The organism is Pseudomonas sp. MRSN 12121 (assembly GCF_000931465.1).
GTDB lineage: Bacteria > Pseudomonadota > Gammaproteobacteria > Pseudomonadales > Pseudomonadaceae > Aquipseudomonas.
Genome location: NZ_CP010892.1, coordinates 1,878,481 through 1,897,241, shown reverse-complemented (window position 1 = coordinate 1,897,241; position 18,761 = coordinate 1,878,481). Strand labels below are relative to the sequence as shown.

Here is an 18,761-nt window from a genome sequence, read left to right as displayed (position 1 = left end):
TGCCCGGGGCTCAGCCCTTGAACACTTCGTCCAGCAGGTTGTGCATCGAGGTGAAAGCCCGGCCCGCGGTCCGGGCGTCGTACATCATCTTGCCCGGTACATTGGCCTGCGGATCGGTGAAGGAATGCACCGCGCCGCCGTAGCTCAGCAATTGCCAATCCACGCCCGCGGCATCCATTTCCTGCTCGAAGGCCGGCAGCTGCTCTTTCGGCACCAGCGGATCGGCGGCGCCATGCAGCACCAGCACCGAACCCTTGATGTTGCGTGCATCGGCCGGGTTCGGCGTGTCCAGGGTGCCGTGGAACGACACCGCCGCCTTCACGGGCGCACCGCTGCGCGCCAGCTCCAACGAGCAGCAACCGCCGAAGCAGAAGCCGAATGTCGCCAGCCTGGCCTTGTCCACCGCCGCTTCCTGCTGGCCTTGCAGGGCCTCGAAAGCCGCCTGCATGCGCTTGCGCAACAGGGCCCGGTCATTCTTCAACGGCATCATGGCGGCACCCGCCTCGTCGCCGTTGCCCGGACGCACCGTTTGCCCGTACAGGTCGGCGATCAGTACCACGTAACCCTTGGCCGCTACCGCCTCGGCGATCTTCTCGGCGCCGGCGCTGACGCCCATCCAGTTCGGCGCCATCAACAGCCCCGGACGCGGGCCCTGGTGGCTGGCATCGAACACCAGGCGGCTTTCATAGGATTGACCATCGATCTGGTAGACCAGGGAACGAACTGTGACTTGGCTCATGTCAGACTCCTGATTGGTAGACACCGGAATGAAAAAACCCGCCGAAGCGGGTTTTTCTTGCAACGTGGTTAAACCGACAGCTCAACCAGCAGCTTGTTCAGGCGGCGCACATAGGCGGCCGGATCTTTCAAGCTGTCGCCGGCGGCCAGGGCCGCCTGATCGAAGAGGATGTGCGACAGATCGCCGAAACGCTCGTCGCTCTGCTCGCCGTCGAGTTTCTCGATCAGCGGGTGAGCCGGGTTGAATTCGAAGATCGGCTTGGAGTCCGGCACCTTCTGCCCGCTCGCCTCGAGGATCTGGCGCATTTGCAGGCCCAGGTCCTGTTCGCCGATCGCCAGGATCGCCGGGGAATCAGTCAGGCGGTGGGAAACCCGCACTTCGCTGACGGTATCGCCCAGGGCGGTCTTGATCCGCTCGACCAGGCCTTCCTTGCTCTTGGCAACTTCTTCCGCGGCCTTCTTGTCCTCTTCCGAGTCCAGGTTGCCCAGGTCCAGGTCGCCGCGCGCCACGTCGACAAAGCTCTTGCCGTCGAAGTCGCTCAGGTAGCTCATCAGCCACTCGTCGATACGGTCGGTGAGCAGCAGCACTTCGATGCCTTTCTTGCGGAAGACTTCCAGGTGCGGGCTGTTCTTGACCTGCGCGTAGGTCTCGCCAGTGAGGTAGTAGATCTTGTCCTGGCCTTCCTTGGCGCGCGCCAGGTAGTCGGCCAGGGAAACGTCCTGCTCGCCGTCGTCGCCCTGGGTGGAAGCGAAGCGCAGCAGGCCGGCGATCTTTTCCTTGTTGGCGAAGTCTTCGGCAGGGCCTTCTTTCATCACCTGGCCGAAGTTCTTCCAGAAGCCCTTGTATTGCTCGGGCTCGTTCTTCGCCAGTTTCTCCAGCATGTCCAGCACGCGCTTGGTCAGCGCCGACTTCATGGAGTCGATGATCGGGTCTTTCTGCAGGATTTCCCGCGACACGTTCAGCGACAGGTCGTTGGAGTCGACCACACCCTTGATGAAGCGCAGGTACAGCGGCAGGAACGACTCGGCCTGGTCCATCACGAACACGCGCTGCACGTAGAGCTTCAGGCCTTTCGGCGCTTCACGCTGGTACAGGTCGAACGGCGCGCGGGCCGGCACGTAGAGCAGCGAGCTGTATTCCAGCTTGCCTTCGACCTTGTTGTGGCTCCAGCTCAGCGGGTTCTCGAAATCGTGGGCGATGTGCTTGTAGAACTCCTGGTATTCCTCGTCCTTGATCTCGGTACGCGGACGGGTCCACAGGGCACTGGCGCGGTTGACGGTTTCCCATTCGAGCGCCGGTTTTTCCTCGCCTTCGGCAGCGGCCGCTTCTTTGGGCAGCTCGATCGGCAGGGCGATATGGTCGGAGTATTTCTTGATGATGTTGCGCAGGCGCCAGCCGTCGGCGAATTCGTCTTCGCCGGACTTCAGGTGCAGGACGATGCGGGTGCCGCGGTCGGCCTTGTCGACGGTCGCGACTTCGAACTCGCCTTCACCCTTGGAGGACCAGTGCACGCCTTCGCTGGCAGCGAGGCCGGCACGGCGGCTGAACACGTCGACCTTGTCGGCGACGATGAACGCGGAATAGAAGCCCACGCCGAACTGGCCAATGAGGTGCGAATCCTTCTTCTGGTCGCCCGTGAGGTTCTTCATGAAATCGGCGGTGCCGGACTTGGCGATGGTCCCCAGGTGGGTGATCACATCTTCGCGGCTCATGCCGATGCCGTTGTCTTCGAGGGTGACGGTCTTGGCGTCCTTGTCGAAGCTCACACGGATCTTCAGTTCGGCGCCACCTTCCAGCAACTCGGGCTTGGACAGGGCTTCGAAGCGCAATTTGTCGACGGCGTCAGAGGCGTTCGAGATCAATTCGCGAAGGAAGATTTCCTTGTTGGAATACAGCGAATGGATCATGAGGTGCAGCAGTTGCTTTACCTCGGTCTGGAAGCCCAGGGTTTCCTTTTGAGTTTCCACACTCATGGTCATCAAACTCCAATCAGATGGCATAAGCCGCGCCCGAAGGGCTTGCGGCGGGATGTCCTCTGAATTGGGGGCGGTCCCCGGGATTTCAAGGGCCTGGCGTTTCTTCGAGTTTGAAATGTGCACGAGCGGTGGCGATCGGCTCCTCTGCGCCGCTCTGCCAGGCACTGATCGCCACGTTGGCCACCCGCCGGCCCTGGCGCCCCACCTGGCACCTGGCGTAAGTGTCGCGAAATTGCCCGGCGCGCAGGTAGTCCAGAGAGAAGTCGATGATCTTCGGCACGCTCGGCGAGCCGGTTGAAATCAACAGGTGCAGGGCCGCCGCCAGTTCCATGAAACCGGCGATCACCCCGCCATGCAGCGCCGGTAACAACGGATTGCCGATGTTGTCCGGGTTGGCCGGCAGGCGAAACAGCAGCTCATCGCCCTGGCGCGAACATTCGATGCCGATCAGCCGGGCGTAGGGAATCAGTTGCAGCAGCGCGGCGTAATCGCCCTGCTCATGGGCCTGTTGCAGTTGCGCCTGGAAGTCCGGGTTCATGGCCGCTCCCCTTTGATCGCCCCGGCCAGCCCGCTGGCACCCTTGATCCCCTTGCCCATGCGCATGAACGTACCCACCACATGGGCGATGGGCTGCTCGGGATCGTCCTGATAGGCATAGCCGCGGGTGAAGATGACATCGGTGGTCACCCGATAACACTGGGCAAAACCATAAACGCTAGCCCCCGGCTGGGCCGGATGCATGTAGTCGATGCGCAAATCCAGGGTCGGGCAGACTTCGAACTCCGGCAACACGCACAAGGTGGCCATGCCACAGGCGCTGTCCATCAAGGAGGTCAGCGCACCGCCATGAATCACCCCGGTCTGCGGATTACCGACGATCTGCGGGCTATAGGGCAGCATCAGGGTGATGCCCTCCCCGGAGGCGCTGTGCACACTCATACCCAGCACCTGGCAATGGCGCAGCGCCGACAAGAACCTTGTCGCACGTTCAAAAACAGGGCTTTGCTGCATCGGGAGATTCTCTAGTTGGCGAGCAGGATGCTCAGTTGGCTTCTTAGGTAAAAGTTCCCTATTGCTGGCACTTTATATATCTTGGGATTTCAAGGAACTTAACCCCTAGAGCCATGCTCGAAAGGCCAGAAGATATCTTCAATAAGGAGAAACACCCCATGCGTAAGACTTTAGCTATTGCCTTGATGTTGACCGCTTCCCTCGGTCTCGCTGCCTGCGATAAAAAATCCGAGGACAAAGCTCAAGATGCGAACCAACACGCCGAGCAAGCTCAACAGAAAATGAACGAAGCTCAGGATAAAGTGAACGAAGCCGCGAAAGAAAACGCCGAAGCAGCCAAAGATCAGGCTGATTCGAACAAAGCAGCTGCCGAAGAAGCTGCCAAGGAAGCCGCTCCTAAAACCAACTAAGTCGGTTTTAGCGCAACGAAAAAGCCCGCCAAGTGCGGGCTTTTTTCTGCTCGTAGAACAGTCGCCCAATACAACTGTGCTTAGTCGCCGGACAAGCAACTAAGCGTTGAGAATCAGCCGCCTGCCCCCTGAAACAATTCGTCCTGGCGGGGCTCCGCCTGCAACATTGGCACCGATTCATTGCCTGGAGACTCCAGGGCATAGTGCAAAGGGCTGGAAACGGGCAGCAGCCCGATGGGAAAGTCGTAGTGCGCGGTAAAAGGCGCCAGCCATTGGCGAGTCTGGTAATCCGCTGCCGCGATACTCATGAGGCAAGGGTGCGGGGTGTCCTGGGGCGAACGCCCGGCCAGCAGCATGACCCATTCCCGGTCAGTGGCCGCTTCGACCTTGAAACTCCCGTCATCAGCCGTCAGGAACGGTGCGCCACACACGGTGCCCTTGGCCCCGGCGATCGGCATGCCGCTCAAGGCATCTACCACCCTGCCCCGGGCCTCGCCATTCAGATACAGGGTTTGCCCCCTGCAGCCCGACAACAGAAAGAACCACAGGCACAGGTACTTCAGGGCACGCGAACTGCTCATCGGCCAACTCCTTTCAACCGTTCAATCGATCAGCCATCACCGCTCAGGCTGCATCCTTGGGGCTATCGACCGGAGGTTGTTCAGTCGGTGTATAGACCATGACTTCCAGTACATCGGAATGGAACTCCCGTCGATACAGGACAAACACCACCCCCGCACTCATCAGCATGAACAGCCAGGGACTGACGAACCAGGCCAGCATGCTCATGCCGAAATAATAGGAACGCAGGCCGAAGTTGAACTGGTTGGCGGCCATGGAAATCACCCGCGCGGCGCGCAGGGCGAAGGCCTTGCGCTCCTGTTCGGAGACATGCCGCTCGCCGATCATCGGCGCCGAGCCCACGAGAATGGCGGCGAAGTTGTACTGGCGCATGCACCAACTGAAGGTGAAGAAGGCGTAGACGAACACCAGGGCCAGGCACAGCAGCTTGATCTCCGACATGCCCTGGGAGGCCTGCTGGACCATGGGAATGTCGGCCAGCAGCGACACCGCGCGCTCGGAAGCCCCCAGCACGGTGAGGATACCGGCGAGGATGATCAGGGTGCTGGAGGCGAAGAACGACGCGTTGCGCTCCAGGTTGCCGATCACGCTCGCATCGGCGATACGGTTGTCGCGCAGCAGCATGCGGCGCATCCAGTCTTCCCGGTACAGGTGCAGCACGCTGGCCAGGCAGGCGGTGTCGCGGCCCTTCCAGGTCGCGTAGCGGGTATAGCCGCCCCAGCAGATGACAAACCAGAAGGCAGCGATGAGATGGATCAGGTTGGCTTCGACGAACGACATGCAGGTTCCCGGATAGGCGTTGGCGGAGTACGGATGCAACAGGCACAGCCTTCGACGCTGATCGAGGAAAAAAGACACCGGCGAACGCCCATAAAAAATGCCCCGCATCGCTGGATGCGGGGCATTTTTCATTGCGGCTCAAGGCCCGCTCGTGACGGGCCTTCGCGGCGAACGGATCAGGCCAGCGCCTCGCGACGCTTGCCCAGCAGGCGATCGCAGATCACCGCGACCACCAGGGTCATGACCGAAGGCACCAGCCACGCCAGGCCTTGCTCGCTCAGCGGCAGGTGGGCCATCTCGGCCGGCATCCAACCCGCCAGGCCGGCGCCCTTGAGGGCATCGACCAGGCCGAACAGGAAGGACACCAGCATTACCGGGCCGACGATGCGGCCCTGCTCATTCCAGAAATCCTTGCAGAAGCTCAGGGCCACCAGGGCGATGCAAGGCGGGTAGATGGCAGTCAGCACCGGAATGGAGAACGCGATCAGCTTGGTCAGGCCCAGGTTGGACACCAGCAGCGAGAACGCCGCGAGGATGACCACCAGGGTCTTGTACGACAGCGGCAGTACGCGGCTGAAGTATTCGGCGCAGGCACAGGTCAGGCCGACCGCGGTCACCAGGCAAGCCAGGGAGATCAGCACCGCGAGGAAGCCGCTGCCCAGGGAGCCGAAGGTATGTTGCACGTAGGCGTGCAGGACCGCCGCGCCATTGGTAGCGCCGACGGCGACTTCATGGCTGCCCGAGCCCAGGCGGAACAGGCTGACGTACACCAGCGCCAGCCCGACGCCGGCAATCAGCCCAGCGATGATCGCGTAACGGGTGATCAGGCGGGGCGACTCGACGCCGCGAGAACGGATGGCGTTGACGATGACGATGCCGAACACCAGCGCGCCCAGGGTATCCATGGTCAGGTAGCCATTGATGAAGCCCTGGGAAAACGGCGCCGCCACGTATTCGGGGGTCGCGCTACCGATATCGCCGGCCGGCAGGGCGAACGCGGCGATCCCCAGCACGGCCAGGGCGATGATCTTCAGCGGCGCGAGGAACCGCCCGACGGTGTCTAGCAAACGCCCCGGATAGAGGGAGATGAAGAACACCAGCAGGAAGTAGGCCGAGCTATAGAGGAACAAGGCCAGCGGGCTTTCGCCCGTCAAGGGCGCCAGGCCCACTTCGAAAGACACGGTCGCAGTACGCGGTGTCGCGAACAGCGGGCCGACCGCCAGGTAGCAGACGGCGGCCAGCAGGCCCCCGGCGATCTTGCCGATCGGGCTGCTCAGCGCGTCCATCGCGCCACCGACCTTGGCCAGCGCAACGACGGTGACCACCGGCAGGCCTACCGCGGTGATCAGAAAGCCCAGCGCCGCGATCCAGACATTAGGCCCGGACTGCAAGCCGACGATAGGCGGGAAGATGATGTTGCCTGCCCCGACGAACAGGGCAAAGGTCATAAAACCAAGCGCCAGAATGTCCTGGCCTTTCAACACTTTCATTAAGGAAATACCACACTACTGAATCGGAATTTAGAGAGGGATTTCCCTTATGGGTGAGGGAAATGCTGTCAATCCGTATAGGACTGACCCGTTTAGCGCGCAGCAGCCTTGTGGGACGCAGACGCAAAAGAGGCGGCTAGACTACCGAATTTGTAAGACAAACGCACTGTTAGAGGGCGAACTGTCCGATAAGCGACATTTACGTGTCGCGTTTATATAGATAAATAGCCATTTGCCACAATGCTGCCAGCTCACGCAGGCTGGCCGGACTCTGCAGAAACGACAAAGGCCACCCGAAGGTGGCCTTTGTTGGTGGAGCATCAAGCAGGCACGAAGCTTACTTGGCGGTCCAGCCAGTCAGCTCGGCCAGGGCCTTGCCGATGTCTGCCAGCGAACGCACGGTTTTCACGCCTGCGTCTTGCAGAGCAGCGAATTTCTCGTCTGCAGTGCCTTTGCCGCCGGAGATGATCGCGCCAGCATGGCCCATGCGCTTGCCCGGAGGAGCAGTCACACCAGCGATGTAGGAAACGACCGGCTTGGTCACGTTGGCCTTGATGTAGGCAGCCGCTTCTTCTTCAGCCGAACCGCCGATCTCGCCGATCATTACAATTGCTTCGGTCTTCGGGTCTTCCTGGAACAGCTTCAGGATGTCGATGAAGTTGGAGCCCGGGATCGGGTCACCACCGATGCCGACGCAAGTGGACTGACCGAAACCGGCGTCAGTGGTCTGCTTCACGGCTTCGTAAGTCAGGGTGCCGGAACGGGAAACGATACCGACCTTGCCTGGCAAGTGAATGTGACCTGGCATGATGCCGATCTTGCATTCGCCTGGAGTGATCACGCCTGGGCAGTTAGGGCCGATCAGGGTAACACCCAGCTCGTCGCACTTAACTTTGGCGTCCAGCATGTCCAGGGTAGGAATGCCTTCGGTGATGCAGACGATCAGCTTGATACCGCCAAAAGCCGCTTCCAGGATAGAGTCCTTGCAGAAAGGAGCCGGAACGTAGATCACGCTGGCGGTGGCGCCAGTGGCAGCTACAGCGTCTTTCACGGTGTTGAAGACAGGCAGGCCCAGGTGCTCGGTGCCGCCTTTGCCCGGAGTTACGCCGCCAACCATCTTGGTGCCGTATTCGATGGCTTGCTGGGTGTGGAAACTACCTTGCGAACCGGTAATACCCTGGCAGATAACTTTGGTGTCTTTATTGATCAGGACGCTCATTATTTGCCCTCCGCAGCTTTGACAACTTGTTGAGCAGCGTCGGTCAGGCTGGTAGCAGCGATGATGTTCAAGCCGCTTTCTGCCAGTACTTTAGCGCCCAGTTCAGCGTTGTTGCCTTCAAGGCGAACAACAACCGGGATTTTCACGCCGACTTCTTTCACCGCGCCGATGATGCCTTCGGCAATCATGTCGCAGCGAACGATGCCGCCGAAGATGTTGACCAGTACTGCAGCGACGTTGGCGTCGGACAGGATGATCTTGAAGGCTTCGGTCACGCGCTCTTTGGTAGCACCGCCGCCTACGTCGAGGAAGTTGGCTGGCTTGCCGCCGTGCAGGTTGACGATGTCCATGGTACCCATGGCCAGGCCGGCACCGTTGACCATGCAGCCGATGTTGCCTTCCAGCGCCACGTAGTTCAGTTCGAACTTGGCAGCGTGCGCTTCGCGCGGATCGTCCTGCGACGGATCGTGGAAAGTCTTCAGCTTAGGCTGACGGTACATGGCGTTGGCGTCGATGTTGATCTTCGCGTCCAGGCAGTGCAGATCGCCATCGGCCTTGATCACCAGCGGGTTCACTTCCAGCAGCGCCAGGTCGTGGTCCTGGAACAGTTTGGCCAGGCCTACGAAAATCTTGGCGAACTGGGCAACTTGCTTGCCTTCCAGACCCAGCTGGAAAGCCAGCTCGCGACCCTGGAATGGCTGAGCGCCAACCAGTGGATCGATAGTGGCCTTGAGGATTTTCTCAGGGGTGTCGTGAGCGATTTTCTCGATGTCCACGCCACCTTCGGTGGAAGCCATGAACACGATGCGACGGCTCGAACGGTCGACGACAGCGCCCAGGTACAGCTCTTTAGCGATATCAGTGCACGATTCAACCAGGATCTTGGTGACAGGCTGGCCATTGGCGTCAGTCTGATAAGTCACCAGACGCTTGCCCAACCACTGTTGAGCGAATGCCTTAGCGTCTTCTTTGCTGCGAACCAGCTTTACGCCGCCCGCTTTACCGCGACCACCGGCGTGAACCTGGGCTTTGACAACCCACTCGGAGCCGCCGATCTTGTCGCAAGCTTCTGCTGCTTCTTCCGGGGTGTCTACCGCGTAGCCTTTGGATACTGGCAGGCCGTATTCAGCGAACAGCTGCTTACCCTGATACTCGTGAAGATTCATGCTTTTTACCGTCTTCGTTAGGTACTGCGCATTCGGCGCTGCGCTCTTGATGAGTGCCGCGCCACCTGTGACCGCTCCTCACCGGACTCCCCTGCCCCGCCTCACAGCCTGGGCTGTGGCGCAACGCATGAAGGTTCCCGTGAGGTCGAGTCCAGCGGACGTTCCGCGGTGAGTCTTGCTCGCAAGGCTCACGACGGGCAATCCGCCGTGGTTTCTTATTGTCTTAACGCTTTTTGCGGTTGGCGATGTGGATGGCGCCGCCATTCACTGCCAGTGCTGCTTCGTGCAGGGCTTCGGACAGGGTCGGATGGGAGAAGACCATCATGCCCAGGTCTTCGGCGCTGGTGCCGAATTCCATGCCGATCGCACCTTGCTGAACCAGTTCCGCCGCGCTTGGGCCGATCACGTGGACGCCCAGTACGCGGTCAGTCTTGGCATCGGCGATGACTTTCACGAAACCGCCGGTGTCGTTGGCTGCCATGGCACGGCCACTGGCTGCGAACGGGAAGGTGCCGACGTTAACTTCAACGCCTTCAGCTTTCAAGGCCTGCTCGGTTTTACCGACCCATGCGATTTCCGGGTGAGTATAAATAACCGAAGGGATCAGGTCATAGTTCATCTGGGCCTTGTGACCCTTGATGCGCTCGACGACCATGATGCCCTCTTCCGATGCCTTGTGAGCCAGCATCATGCCGCGAACCACGTCGCCGATGGCGTAGACGCCCGGCACGGTGGTAGCGCAGTGATCGTCGACGTGCACGAAACCGCGCTCGTCCAGGGTCACGCCGCAATCGGCAGCCAGCAGATCAGTGGTCACCGGACGGCGACCAACGGCTACGATCAGCTTGTCGAAGGTGATGGTCTGTTCGCCGTTGGCGTCGGTGTAGGTCACGACCACTTCTTCGCCGTTGACCTTGGAGCCGGTGACGCGAGCGCCCAGCTTGATGTCCAGGCCCTGCTTGGTCAGGGTCTTCAGCGCTTCCTTGGAAACGGCGGTGTCGGCAGCCATCAGGAAGGTGTCCAGGGCTTCCAGGACAGTCACTTCAGCGCCCAGACGGGACCATACCGAACCCAGTTCCAGACCGATCACGCCAGCGCCGATCACGCCCAGGCGTTTTGGTACGGCTTGGAATTCCAGGGCGCCGGTGGAGTCGACGATCACTTTCTGATCGACCGGAGCCGGTGGAATGTCGATTGGACGGGAGCCTGGCGCCAGGATGACGTTCTCGGCTTCGATCACTTCCACCGAGCCGTCCGGCTTGGTGACTTCGACTTTCTTGCCGGCCAGCAGTTTGCCGTGGCCCTGGATGGAGGTCACGCCGTTGGCCTTGAACAGGGTGGCAACACCGCTGGTCAGGTTCTTCACGATGTTGGCTTTGCGGCCGACCATCGCCGGGACGTCCATGGACACGCCGGAGTGGCTGATACCGTGGATCGCGAAACCGTCCTGGGCTTCGTGGAATTTCCAGGAGCTGTCCAGCAGCGCCTTGGAAGGGATGCAGCCGACGTTCAGGCAAGTACCGCCGAGGGCCAGCTTGCCCTCCTTGTCGGTATATTTCTCGATGCAGGCAGTCGTGAGGCCGAGTTGCGCAGCTTTAATGGCGGCTACATAGCCGCCTGGGCCTGCGCCAATCACTACCACGTCGAATTTCTGAGTCATGTGTCATTCCTTCTCGAATCAAACCGGACGGCCCCTTGTGGAGGCCGTCGTGGGACGAAGCTGTTCGTTTCGGCGAAAGGCCGATCATCACTGATCGGCCTTCGCTACGAAATCAGATATCCAGCAGCAGACGAGCCGGGTCTTCCAGCAGGTTCTTGATGGTAACCAGGAAGGTCACTGCTTCTTTGCCATCGATCAAACGGTGATCGTAGGACAGAGCCAGGTACATCATCGGACGGATAACCACCTGACCGTTGATCGCCATAGGACGCTGCAGAATGTTGTGCATGCCCAGGATGGCCGCTTGCGGCGGGTTGACGATCGGCGTCGACATCATCGAACCGAAAGTACCACCATTGGTGATGGTGAAGGTACCGCCGGTCATCTCTTCCATCGACAGTTTGCCGTCGCGGGCTTTCTTGCCGAAGGTGGCGATGCCGCCTTCGATTTCAGCCAGGCTCATCAGTTCGGCATTACGCAGAACCGGAACCACCAGGCCGCGATCGCTGGACACGGCAACACCGATGTCGGCGTAGCCGTGGTAAACGATGTCGGAACCGTCGATCGACGCGTTGACCGCTGGGAAACGCTTCAGCGCTTCGGTGGCAGCCTTGACGAAGAACGACATGAAACCCAGGCGTACGCCGTTGTGGGACTTCTCGAACAGATCCTTGTACTTCGAACGCAGGGCCATGACTTCGGTCATGTCGACTTCGTTGAAGGTGGTCAGCATCGCCATGTTCGACTGGGCTTCAACCAGACGCTCGGCAACCTTGGCACGCAGGCGGGTCATCGGCACACGCTTCTCGACGCGGTCGCCGGCGGCGAACACTGGAGCAGCGGCGGCTGGAGCGGCAGCCTTGGCAGGCGCGGCGGCCGGAGCGGCTTTCTTGGCAGCGACAGCTGCCACCACGTCTTCCTTGGTCACACGACCGCCCTTGCCGGTGCCGGCAACGGAGGCGATGTTGATGCCGTTTTCTTCAGCCAGCTTGCGTGCGGCAGGCGCGGCGATTGGATCGTCTTCGCCTTCGGCAGCAGGGGCTGCGGCCTGAGCGGCGGCCGGAGCAGCTGCGGCCGGGGCAGCGGCAGCAGCGGCGCCTTCGTTGATAGAGCCCAGTACTTCGTCGGACAGAACGGTGTCGCCTTCGTTCTTGACGATAGCGCCCAGCACGCCGTCAGCGGTGGCCAGAACTTCCAGCACGACCTTGTCGGTTTCGATGTCGACGATCAGCTCGTCGCGCTTGACGGCGTCGCCCGGTTTTTTATGCCAGGTGGCAACGGTGCCATCGGCAACCGATTCCGGGAAAGTGGGGGCTTTGATCTCGATAGCCATTATCTGTGGTTCCTTAAATTCGGTTTCAGGTGCGCGAAGGCGTTAAACAGTGAAAGCATCTTGCAGCAGTTTTTCCTGCTGCTCGGCGTGCATCGATGCATAACCACAAGCTGGGGCAGCAGAAGCGTCACGACCGGCGTACTCGAGTACGAGCGACTTGTTGTGACCGCTGATGATGCGACGCATGTGATGCTGGCTGCAGTACCAGGCACCCTGGTTCATCGGCTCTTCCTGACACCAAACGACGTGTTTCAGGTTCTTGTACGGAGCCAGGACTTCGATCAGGTCGTCCTCAGGGAATGGGTACAGCTGCTCGATACGCACGATGGCGATGTCGTCACGGCCTTCGGCGCGGCGTTTTTCCAGCAGGTCGTAATAGACCTTGCCGCTGCACAGAATCAGACGACCCACGTCTTTCGGATCCTGGGCATCGATTTCCGGAATAACGGTCTGGAACGAACCTTCCGCCAGATCTTCCAGGGTCGAGATGGCCAGTTTATGACGCAGCAGCGACTTCGGAGTCAGGACCACCAGCGGCTTGCGCAGCGGGCGAATCACCTGACGACGCAGCAGGTGGTAGATCTGGGCCGGGGTGGTCGGCATGCAGACCTGGATGTTGTGCTCGGCGCACAGCTGCAGGTAACGCTCCAGACGAGCCGAAGAGTGCTCCGGACCCTGACCTTCATAACCGTGTGGCAGCAGCATGGTCAGACCGCAGAGACGGCCCCACTTGTGCTCGCCGCTGGTGATGAACTGGTCGATCACCACCTGGGCACCGTTGGCGAAGTCGCCGAACTGGGCTTCCCAGATCACCAGCGCGTTTGGCGTGGTGGTCGAGTAGCCGTATTCGAACGCCAGTACGGCTTCTTCGGACAGGAACGAATCGTACAGGTCGAAACGTGGCTGGCCGTCGTACAGGTGCTGCAACGGGATGTAGGTGCTGGCGTCTTTCTGGTTATGCAGAACAGCGTGACGGTGCGAGAACGTACCGCGGCCAATGTCCTGGCCGGTCATGCGAATCGGATGACCTTCGAACGCCAGGGTCGCGTACGCCATGGTTTCGGCGTAACCCCAGTTGATCGGCAGGCCGCCGGCTTGCATCTTCTGACGGTCTTCGTAGATCTTCGCCACCTGGCGCTGGACCACGAAGCCTTCCGGCAGCTCCAGCAGCTTGGCGGACAGTTCCTGCAGGGTCTTCAGATCGAAGGTGGTGTCGTGACGGGCTGTCCAGGCATGGCCCAGGTAGGGGCGCCAGTCCACGAACAACTCTTTGTTCGGTTCCTTGACCAGGCTCTTCACTACGTGCAGGCCGTTGTCCAGCGCGTTGCGGTATTCGTCGACTTTCGCCTGAACACGCTCGGCGTCGAGCACGCTGGCCTGGACCAGACGATCGGCGTACAGCTCACGGGTGGTGCGCTGCTTGGCGATCTGCTGGTACATCAGAGGCTGGGTGCCGCTTGGCTCGTCCGCTTCGTTGTGGCCGCGACGACGGTAGCAGACCAGGTCGATCACCACATCGCGCTTGTACTGCATGCGGTAGTCGATGGCCAGCTGGGTCACGAACAATACGGCTTCCGGATCATCACCATTCACATGGAGGATCGGCGCCTGGATCATTTTCGCGACGTCGGTGGCGTACTCGGTGGAGCGCGAGTCCAGCGGGTTGCTGATGGTGAAACCGACCTGGTTGTTGATCACGATGTGCACGGTGCCGCCGGTCTTGAAACCGCGGGTCTGCGACATCTGGAAGGTTTCCATCACCACGCCCTGGCCGGCGAATGCCGCGTCACCGTGGATGGAGATCGGCAGAACCTTGTCACCGGTCTGGTCGTTGCGGCGATCCTGGCGGGCACGGACCGAACCCTCGACCACTGGCGAAACGATTTCCAGGTGGGACGGGTTGAAGGCCATGGCCAGGTGAACTTCACCGCCGGTGGTCATCACGTTGGACGAGAAGCCCTGGTGGTATTTCACGTCACCGGAACCCAGCTCGACCTTCTTCTTGCCTTCGAACTCGTCGAACAGCTCGCGCGGGTTCTTGCCGAAGGTGTTGACCAGCACGTTGAGACGGCCACGGTGGGCCATGCCGATCACGACTTCCTTGGTGCCGTAGGAACCGGAACGCTGGATCAGCTCGTCGAGCATCGGGATCAGGCTTTCGCCGCCTTCCAGGCCGAAACGCTTGGTGCCCGGGTACTTGGTGCCCAGGTACTTCTCGAGGCCTTCAGCTGCGGTGACGCGCTCGAGCAGGTGGCTCTTGATATCCGTGGAGTACGTCGGACGGCCGCGTACGCTTTCCAGGCGCTGCTGGAACCACTGGCGCTGCTCGGAATCGGTGATGTGCGTAAATTCAGCGCCGATGGTGCGGCAATATGTCTGCTGCAACGCTTCGTGAATTTCGCGTAGGCTCGCTTCCTCTTTGCCGATGAACAGGTCGCCGGCACGGAAGGTCGTATCAAGATCGGCATTGGTCAAGCCGTAATGATTGATCGACAGGTCTGCAGGTGCAGGACGCTGCCACAGCCCCAGCGGGTCAAGCTGGGCTGCCTGGTGGCCACGCATACGGTAGGCCTGGATCAATCGCAGCACTTCAACTTGCTTCTTCTCGTGTTCACTGCTCACGCTACCGGCGGATACCGGCTGGGCGCGGCGCTGGTTCTTCGCCAGCAACACGAAATGATCGCGGATTGTCGAGTGCGAAACATCGATGGCAGTGCTGCCGTCGGTAGGCAACTTCTGGAAGTAAGTGCGCCACTCTTCTGGCACAGCGTTAGGGTCGTGCAGGTAGAGCTCGTAGAGCTCTTCCACATAGGCAGCGTTACTACCGGATAGGTAGGCGCTGTTCCACATGCGCTGCATCACGCTTTCTTGCATGCTTGGTCACCCTCGGTTAGGGGAACACCACCGGCGAAGACACCGAGCAAGCTTGCAAAGTCCGAGTGCAGCGACCAAAACAAGCCACTTAGGATCACGCTGATAGTCCGGGTACCAGCCCGGATGCCCCTGCTTGTCTCATTTCTTCAAAATACGAGCGGCAACTTTGTGAGCTGCTGCTCAGCTTAAAACTACGGCGCCGGTTGAAGCCTGCGCCGTAGCCTCTACGGGTACAGCGGTCCTGCCTTTACAACAGCTGGTTACAGCAGCTGAGTCACACGCCGCTCGAGAGCAGCATGTTACGTATGTGACCGATGGCCTTAGTCGGGTTCAGGCCTTTCGGACAGACGTTGACGCAGTTCATGATGCCGCGGCAGCGGAATACGCTGAACGGATCATCCAGCGAAGCCAGACGCTCGGACGTCTTGGTGTCGCGGCTGTCTGCCAGGAAGCGATAGGCTTGCAGCAGAGCGGCCGGGCCCAGGAACTTGTCCGGGTTCCACCAGAAGGACGGGCAGGAAGTCGAGCAGCAAGCGCACAGAATGCACTCGTACAGACCATCGAGCTTGTCGCGCTCTTCAGGGGACTGCAGACGCTCGATGGCCGGGGCCGGCGTGTCGTTCTGCAGGAATGGCTTCACCTTCTCGTATTGCTTGTAGAAGATGCTCATATCGACGACCAGGTCACGGATAACCGGCAAACCTGGCAACGGACGAATGACCAGCTTGTTGTTCTTCACCACGGAGGACAGCGGCGTGATGCAAGCCAGGCCGTTCTTGCCGTTGATGTTCATGCCATCGGAACCACAAACGCCTTCACGGCAGGAGCGACGGTAGGAGAAACCCTCGTCCTGCTCCTTGATCAGCGCCAGCACGTCCAGCACCATCAGATCCTTGCCACCGGTGTCGACCTGGAAAACCTGGGTTTTCGGCGCAGCGTCGGTGTCAGGGTTGTAACGATAAACTTCAACTTGCAACATATCGATCACCCTTTAGTAAGTCCGGACTTTTGGCTCGAAAGTCGGAACAGTCTTCGGCGAGAAGTTAACGGCACGCTTGGCAACGCGCTTCTCACCCGGGAAGTACAGGGTGTGGCACAGCCAGTTTTCGTCGTCGCGGTCTTCGAAGTCTTCACGGGCATGAGCACCGCGGGACTCTTTGCGCACTTCGGCAGCGATGGCGGTGGCTTCGGCCACTTCCAGCAGGTTCTGCAGTTCCAGCGCTTCGATACGCGCAGTGTTGAACGCCTGCGACTTGTCGTTGATCTTGACGTTGGCGATGCGGGTACGCAGCTCGGCCAGCTGGGCAATGCCCTTCTGCATGTATTCGCCAGTACGGAATACACCGAAGTAGTTCTGCATGCAGCTCTGCAGCTCGCGACGCAGGGTTGCCACGTCTTCGCCATCGGTACGCTCGTTCAGAGCGTTCAGACGTGCCAGGGCCGCGTTGATGTCGGCCTCGGTAGCGTCGTCATATTCGATACCGTCGGTCAGGGCTTTTTCCAGGTGCAGGCCGGCAGCGCGACCGAAGACCACCAGGTCGAGCAACGAGTTGCCACCCAGACGGTTGGCACCGTGCACCGATACGCAAGCCACTTCGCCCACGGCGAACAGACCAGGGATGATTTCGTCCACGCCTTCGGCGTTCTGGGTGATCGCCTGGCCATGAATATTGGTGGCAACGCCGCCCATCATATAGTGGCAAGTCGGTACAACCGGAACCGGAGCAACCACCGGGTCAACGTGAGCGAACGTCTTGGACAGTTCGCAGATGCCTGGAAGACGGCTGTGCAGCACTTCCTCGCCCAGGTGGTCGAGCTTGAGCATCACGTGGTCGCCATTCGGACCGCAACCGTTGCCGGCAATGATTTCCTTGACCATCGAACGGGCAACAACGTCACGACCGGCAAGGTCCTTGGCGTTCGGAGCGTAACGTTCCATGAAACGTTCGCCGTGCTTGTTGATCAGGTAACCACCTTCACCACGGCAACCTTCGGTAACCAGTACACCGGCGCCGGCGATGCCGGTCGGGTGGAACTGCCACATTTCAATGTCTTGTACCGGTACGCCGGCACGCAGCGCCATGCCGACACCGTCGCCGGTGTTGATCAGGGCATTGGTGGTGGAAGCGTAGATACGACCTGCACCGCCGGTAGCCAGCACGGTGGCTTTCGCGCGGATGTAGGTGGTTTCACCGGTTTCGATGCAGATCGCGATCACACCGACGAACGCGCCGTCCTGGTTCTTCACCAGGTCAACGGCGTAGTACTCGTTCAGGAAGGTGGTGCCGGCTTTCAGGTTGCCCTGATAAAGAGTGTGCAGCAGCGCGTGACCGGTACGGTCGGAAGCGGCACAGGTACGGGCAGCCTGGCCACCCTTGCCGTAATCCTTGGACTGACCGCCGAAAGGACGCTGGTAGATACGGCCTTGTTCGGTACGGGAGAACGGCAGACCCATGTGGTCCAGCTCGAAAACCGCGGCCGGGCCTTCCTGACACATGTATTCGATAGCGTCCTGGTCACCGATGTAGTCGGAACCCTTGACGGTATCGTACATGTGCCAGCGCCAGTCATCGTTCGGGTCGGCCGACGCGATGGCGCAGGTGATGCCGCCCTGGGCCGACACAGTGTGCGAACGGGTCGGGAACACCTTGGTGATCACCGCAGTCTTGTGGCCGCCCTGGGCCAGCTGCAGTGCGGCACGCATGCCGGCGCCGCCGCCGCCAATGATGATGGCGTCGAAAGAAATCGTTGGAATGTTAGCCATGAATCAGATACCCCAGAGAATCTGCACACCCCAGACGAAGTAGGCGAACATTGCAACGCCGCATACTGCCTGGAAAAGGAAACGTACTGCAGTCGCCGACTTGCCCAGCGCCATCGGCGTCAGGTAGTCGGTCGAAATGGTCCACATGCCGACCCAGGCGTGTGCGCCCAGGGCAACCATGGCCAGCAGACTGAAGATACGCATCCAGTTGTTTGCGAACAGGGCATGCCATTGCTCATAGCCAAGGCCCGGGTTCGCAACGAGGTATCCGATCAGGAAGATGAAATAAGCCGCGAGAACGACCGCAGACACGCGCTGTGCCATCCAGTCATAGAGGCCCGAACGCGACAGGTTCGTGACGTTAGTTACCATATCCAAACTCCTGCCAGAACGATTACCACCACGGATACGGCGATAACGATTTTAGAGCCCAGCTTGCCGCCTTCCAGCGTCTCACCGATGCCCATGTCCATGATCAAATGGCGCACACCGGCAACCAGGTGATACAGCAAGGCGGACAGGATGCCCCAAATCACTAGCTTGGCTAGCGGACTGGTCAGACACGCTTTCACCTCGCCGAAGCCTTCCTCGGAGCTGAGCGACTTGTCCAATGCATAAAGCATGATGGCAAGGCACACAAAGAGGATGACACCGGAAATACGGTGAAGGATGGACGTGTAAGCAGTGACTGGGAGTTTGATGGTCCTTAGGTCTAGGTTTACAGGTCGTTGGCTATTCACGGCTTTTTTCACACTGA

At 60.2% G+C, this 18,761-nt stretch carries 17 protein-coding genes; 1 reads left to right on the top strand and 16 read right to left on the bottom strand.

Going from position 1 to position 18,761, the window contains the following annotated elements:
• Positions 1-10: 10 nt before the first annotated feature.
• The 4 genes from TO66_RS08620 to TO66_RS08605 all read right to left on the bottom strand — a co-directional run bounded on the left by TO66_RS08620 (position 11) and on the right by TO66_RS08605 (position 3,726).
• Complete coding sequence (locus tag TO66_RS08620; RefSeq protein WP_044461937.1) at positions 11-739, bottom strand: dienelactone hydrolase family protein; 729 nt, start codon at positions 737-739, stop codon at positions 11-13.
• 68 nt (positions 740-807) lie between these two features.
• Positions 808-2,712: a molecular chaperone HtpG gene (gene htpG / locus TO66_RS08615; RefSeq protein ID WP_044465977.1), complete on the bottom strand. Its 1,905-nt coding sequence runs from the start codon at positions 2,710-2,712 to the stop codon at positions 808-810.
• An 88-nt stretch (positions 2,713-2,800) separates the two neighbouring features.
• A complete protein-coding gene (locus tag TO66_RS08610; protein WP_044461936.1) occupies positions 2,801-3,253 on the bottom strand; it encodes a PaaI family thioesterase in 453 nt (150 codons plus the stop codon).
• Positions 3,250-3,726 (bottom strand): PaaI family thioesterase, encoded by a 477-nt coding sequence (locus TO66_RS08605; RefSeq protein WP_044461935.1) that lies wholly within the window; start codon positions 3,724-3,726, stop codon positions 3,250-3,252. The genes TO66_RS08610 and TO66_RS08605 overlap by 4 nt, the downstream gene beginning before the upstream one ends.
• Before the next feature lie 158 nt (positions 3,727-3,884).
• On the opposite strand from TO66_RS08605, the gene TO66_RS08600 reads away from it, so the two are divergent.
• On the top strand, positions 3,885-4,136 hold the full coding sequence (locus TO66_RS08600) for a hypothetical protein (protein ID WP_044465976.1): 252 nt from the start codon (positions 3,885-3,887) through the stop codon (positions 4,134-4,136).
• Positions 4,137-4,249: 113 nt separating this feature from the next.
• Here TO66_RS08600 and TO66_RS08595 read toward each other — a convergent pair whose 3' ends face one another.
• The 12 genes from TO66_RS08595 to sdhC form a co-directional block, all read right to left on the bottom strand.
• A complete protein-coding gene (locus TO66_RS08595; protein WP_044461934.1) occupies positions 4,250-4,717 on the bottom strand; it encodes a lipoprotein in 468 nt (155 codons plus the stop codon).
• 43 nt (positions 4,718-4,760) lie between these two features.
• Positions 4,761-5,498, bottom strand: coding sequence for a DUF599 domain-containing protein (locus tag TO66_RS08590; protein WP_044465975.1), 738 nt, complete (start codon positions 5,496-5,498; stop codon positions 4,761-4,763).
• 176 nt (positions 5,499-5,674) lie between these two features.
• Complete coding sequence (gene brnQ, locus TO66_RS08585) at positions 5,675-6,988, bottom strand: branched-chain amino acid transport system II carrier protein (protein ID WP_044461933.1); 1,314 nt, start codon at positions 6,986-6,988, stop codon at positions 5,675-5,677.
• Between the two features lie 337 nt (positions 6,989-7,325).
• Positions 7,326-8,207 (bottom strand): succinate--CoA ligase subunit alpha, encoded by an 882-nt coding sequence (gene sucD, locus TO66_RS08580; RefSeq protein ID WP_044461932.1) that lies wholly within the window; start codon positions 8,205-8,207, stop codon positions 7,326-7,328.
• Positions 8,207-9,373 carry an ADP-forming succinate--CoA ligase subunit beta gene (gene sucC / locus TO66_RS08575; protein ID WP_025128638.1) on the bottom strand — a complete coding sequence of 389 codons (1,167 nt, stop codon included), beginning with the start codon at positions 9,371-9,373 and terminating at the stop codon, positions 8,207-8,209. Before sucC ends, sucD begins: the two co-directional genes overlap by 1 nt.
• A gap of 223 nt (positions 9,374-9,596) precedes the next feature.
• On the bottom strand, positions 9,597-11,033 hold the full coding sequence (gene lpdA / locus TO66_RS08570; protein ID WP_044461931.1) for a dihydrolipoyl dehydrogenase: 1,437 nt from the start codon (positions 11,031-11,033) through the stop codon (positions 9,597-9,599).
• 112 nt (positions 11,034-11,145) lie between these two features.
• Positions 11,146-12,366, bottom strand: a complete 1,221-nt coding sequence (gene odhB, locus TO66_RS08565) for a 2-oxoglutarate dehydrogenase complex dihydrolipoyllysine-residue succinyltransferase (protein WP_044461930.1) — start codon at positions 12,364-12,366, stop codon at positions 11,146-11,148.
• Between the two features lie 42 nt (positions 12,367-12,408).
• On the bottom strand, positions 12,409-15,240 hold the full coding sequence (locus tag TO66_RS08560; RefSeq protein WP_044461929.1) for a 2-oxoglutarate dehydrogenase E1 component: 2,832 nt from the start codon (positions 15,238-15,240) through the stop codon (positions 12,409-12,411).
• A 274-nt stretch (positions 15,241-15,514) separates the two neighbouring features.
• Positions 15,515-16,219, bottom strand: coding sequence for a succinate dehydrogenase iron-sulfur subunit (locus TO66_RS08555; protein ID WP_044461928.1), 705 nt, complete (start codon positions 16,217-16,219; stop codon positions 15,515-15,517).
• A gap of 12 nt (positions 16,220-16,231) precedes the next feature.
• Positions 16,232-18,004: a succinate dehydrogenase flavoprotein subunit gene (gene sdhA, locus TO66_RS08550; RefSeq protein WP_044461927.1), complete on the bottom strand. Its 1,773-nt coding sequence runs from the start codon at positions 18,002-18,004 to the stop codon at positions 16,232-16,234.
• 3 nt (positions 18,005-18,007) lie between these two features.
• Complete coding sequence (gene sdhD / locus TO66_RS08545) at positions 18,008-18,376, bottom strand: succinate dehydrogenase, hydrophobic membrane anchor protein (protein ID WP_044461926.1); 369 nt, start codon at positions 18,374-18,376, stop codon at positions 18,008-18,010.
• Entirely contained in the window at positions 18,370-18,756 is a 387-nt protein-coding gene (gene sdhC, locus TO66_RS08540; RefSeq protein WP_171820070.1) for a succinate dehydrogenase, cytochrome b556 subunit, read from the bottom strand. Before sdhC ends, sdhD begins: the two co-directional genes overlap by 7 nt.
• Positions 18,757-18,761: the final 5 nt, after the last annotated feature.